This is a genomic window from Micrococcus sp. HMSC31B01 (assembly GCF_001816085.1).
Lineage (GTDB): Bacteria > Actinomycetota > Actinomycetes > Actinomycetales > Micrococcaceae > Micrococcus > Micrococcus luteus.
Window position 1 is genome coordinate 1 of record NZ_KV824842.1, and the last position, 3,376, is coordinate 3,376.

Below are 3,376 nucleotides of genomic sequence, written 5' to 3' on the forward strand. Positions count from 1 at the left end.
GGGGCGGACGCGTCCGCCCCGGAGCGCGCGGCCGAGCCCGGCCTCGCCGACGCCGATCCCGACGCCGTGGACGCGGACGCCGGCGAACTCCTGCTGCAGGTGCCCGCGGGGCGGCTCCTCGGCTCCGTCCTGCTCTCCGGAGGCGTGCTGGGGGTGCTGGCCGGGTCCCTGATCTGGCTGGGCGGTCTCGCCCTCGTGGTCGCGCTGCTGCCCGAGGCGGTGCTGGACGAGGGGGAGACCCTGACCGGGATCGGCGCGGCCGCGTCCCTGCCCGCCCTGTTCTCCGTGGCCGGCGTCGCGTGGTCCCGGTTGAACGCCGGCTGGGGTTTCCAGGTGCGCCGCTCCACCGACGGGCTGCGACTGCGGCACGGGCTCACCGAGACCACCCACCAGACCGTCCCGCCGGGGCGGGTGCAGGGGGTGACCGTCTCCCAGCCCCTGTTCTGGCGGCCCTTCGGCTGGTATCGGGTGAACATGGCGGTGGCCGGGTACCTGCAGGAGTCCGACGGCGCCCGGGACGTCGCGCTGCCCGTCGGCCCGTGGGAGGACGTGCTCCGCGTCCTCACGGTCGTGGCCCCGGACCCGGGCCTGGACGGCGATCCGCGCGCCGCGCAGGGGCTGACCCCCGCCGGGCTCATGCACCTCGGCGTGCACGGCACCGGCACGGAGGGCGGCTTCCAGCACGTGCCGCGGCGCGGCAGGTGGTGGTTCAACTGGTTCGCCTGGCGGCGGACCGGCTTCACGACGACGCGGTCCCTGCTGGTGGTGCGCAGCGGCTGGTTGAACCGCCGGCTGCAGACCCTCCAGCACGAGCGCATGCAGGCGGCCGAGCTGGCGCAGGGCCCGGTGCAGCGACGCCTGGGCCTGGCCACGGTGCGCGTGTGGGTCGCGGGGGCGAACGCCGTGGTCCGCGACCTCGACGAGGACGTGGCCGTGGACCTGTACGCCCGGGAGGCCCGGCACGCGGCCGTCTCGCGTCGCCTCGCCGACCGCGACCAGTGGATGCGCCCCGAGGAGCTGGCCCGCTTCGAGCAGCGCACGCGCGAGGTCGCGGCCACCGAGGTGGGCCGCCGCGAACTGGCCCGGGCCGGCGTCGTCGGCGGCGCCGTCGTCGGGGAGGAGAGCGGGGCGCACGTCCCCGCCGTGCGCGGCGAGGAGGAGCGATGACCGGCGGACTCGACCTGAGCCTGGACCCGCATGACCCGGCGCAGCGGCCCGGGCGGCTGGGCGTCGGCGTGGTGAGCGCGGGTCGAGTGGGGGCCGTGCTGGGCTCGGCGCTGCGGGCTGCGGGCCACACGATCACGGGCGTGCACGCCGTCTCCGAGGCCTCGCGGGACCGCGCGGAGATGCTCCTGCCGGGCGTGCCCGTCCTGGAGATCCCCGAGATCCTGCGCCGCTCCGAGATGGTCGTCTTCGCCGTCCCGGACGACGCGCTGGGCGAGCTCGTGGCCGGCCTGGCCGCCGCGGGCCACGTGCAGACCGGCCACCTGCTCGTGCACACCTCCGGCCGCTACGGGGTGGGGGTGATGGAGCCGGTGCGCGCGCACGGGGCGATCCCCCTGGCGATCCACCCGGCCATGACGTTCACGGGGCTGAGCCTCGACGTCGCCCGGCTGCAGGACTGCGTGTTCGGCGTGACCGCGGACCCCGTGGTGCTGCCCGTGGCCCAGGCGCTCGTGGTGGAGATGGGCGGCGAGCCCGTGGTCGTGAAGGAGGCCGACCGGGCGGCCTACCACCTGGCGCTGTCCCACGGGTCGAACCACCTGGTGACGCTGACGGCGCAGGCCCGTCAGATCCTCGAGACGATCGGGGTGGCCGACCCGGAGCGGGTGCTGCGCTCGCTCATGACCGCCGCGCTGGAGAACGCGCTCACCGACGGCGACGGCGCCCTCACCGGCCCCGTGGCCCGCGGCGACGTCGACACGCTGCGGACCCACCGTGAGACCCTCGGCGAGCTCGAGGCCGGGGGACTGTCGGCGGACGTGCGGGCCGTGTGGGAGACCCTCGCCCGCGCGACGACCGACCGCGCCGAGACCCGCGGCGCCCTGCGCGCGGACACGGCGGCGCGGCTGCGCGAGGTCCTCGACGACTCCGACGACCCCCACGACGACTGACCGACCCCCGCCGCCCCCGCTTTCGTTCGGGAAACGGCGGGTCCCGGGCCGTTTTCGTTCGGGAAACGGCGGGTCCGGGGCCGCGCCCCGGCCGTCAGAGGCGGCCGTCGCGGATCGCGGCGACGACGCCGTCTGCTGCGTCCTCGATCTGCCGGTACATCTCCTCGAACTGCGGCCGCGGACACCCGTACGGATCGGGGACCTCGCGCACCCCGGCGCTGTCCGCATCCGACGCGAACTCGCCCATCAGGTGGATCCGGTCCCGCTGCTCGTCCGTGGTCGCGAGCCGCCGCGCGTCGGCGAGGTTGGCCTCGTCCATCACCAGGATCAGGTCGGCCTCGTCCACGAGGTCGGCGGACAGCTGCACCCCCACCGTCGGGAACTCGTAGCCCAGTTCGCCGCCGACCTCGCGGGTGAGGTGATGCGGCCGGGCGCCCACGTGCTCGTCGGACGTGCCGGCGGAGGTGACCTCGACGTCGTCGAGACCGGCCTCCGCGAGCTTGCGGTTCAGCACGGCCTCGGCGGCGGGCGAGCGGCAGATGTTCCCCAGGCAGACGGTCATGATGCGCATGGGGCCAGTGTCTCAAGTCCGGTCGGGGGCGGCGGACGACGACGGCCCGCACGCTCGCCTCGTCGCTGGCGGCACGACATCGGGCGCGTCCACGAGTGCTCCCGCTGGGGGATCGCAGGCCTCCGGCGGTGTGTCCCCCCGGTTCCTCGCCGTTTCTCGAACGAAAGCGCTGCGACACGCCGCCGCTTCTCGAACGAAAGCGCGGCCGGCACCGTTTGTTCCGGCGACGGTGGCGCCCGGCGCGCCTGGCAGGATGGAGGCCATGACCGACCAGCCCGAGATGAGCCCCCTGACCGAGCCCGAGCGGGAGTGGGTGCGCGTCCGTCGCGACTTCGCCGCGCAGGAGGGCGTGGACCACCTGGACCTGGACGCGGTCGCCGCGTACTACGACGCCGTGCTGGCCCGCTCGCAGGCCGAGGCCGAGGAGCTGGACCCCGAGGAGCTGGCGGTGCTGCTGGACGTCGTCGCGGTGCTGCTCGGCGAGCACCTGGGTGCGCGCCACGGCATGCAGTGGGTGACGGTCGCGGATGAGGAGGGGCCCGCCCTCGCGCTGCGGGACACCCTCTCGGACGCCGTCGTCTTCCCGCAGCCGGTGGTCGGCCAGAGCTGGAACCACCAGGCCACGGGGGAGTGGATGGGCGGGTACGTCGACTGGCTCGGCGAACAGCTCCAGCAGATCCGGGCCGACGCC

Annotated in this window: 4 protein-coding genes; 3 read left to right on the top strand and 1 reads right to left on the bottom strand. The window is 75.4% G+C overall.

The features are described from left to right. Positions 1-1,167, top strand: a 1,167-nt coding sequence (locus HMPREF3105_RS00585; RefSeq protein ID WP_070708524.1) for a PH domain-containing protein, incomplete at its 5' end; no start/stop codon positions are given. After that, positions 1,164-2,114 carry a Rossmann-like and DUF2520 domain-containing protein gene (locus tag HMPREF3105_RS00590; RefSeq protein ID WP_020625298.1) on the top strand — a complete coding sequence of 317 codons (951 nt, stop codon included), beginning with the start codon at positions 1,164-1,166 and terminating at the stop codon, positions 2,112-2,114. The genes HMPREF3105_RS00585 and HMPREF3105_RS00590, both read left to right, overlap by 4 nt. 94 nt (positions 2,115-2,208) lie before the next feature. On the opposite strand, the gene HMPREF3105_RS00595 is transcribed toward HMPREF3105_RS00590, so the two are convergent. Beyond that, complete coding sequence (locus HMPREF3105_RS00595; protein WP_070708525.1) at positions 2,209-2,685, bottom strand: low molecular weight protein-tyrosine-phosphatase; 477 nt, start codon at positions 2,683-2,685, stop codon at positions 2,209-2,211. 262 nt (positions 2,686-2,947) lie between these two features. Between HMPREF3105_RS00595 and HMPREF3105_RS00600 the strand changes: the two genes are divergently transcribed. After that, positions 2,948-3,376, top strand: a 429-nt coding sequence (locus HMPREF3105_RS00600) for a DUF3806 domain-containing protein (protein ID WP_070708526.1), incomplete at its 3' end; no start/stop codon positions are given.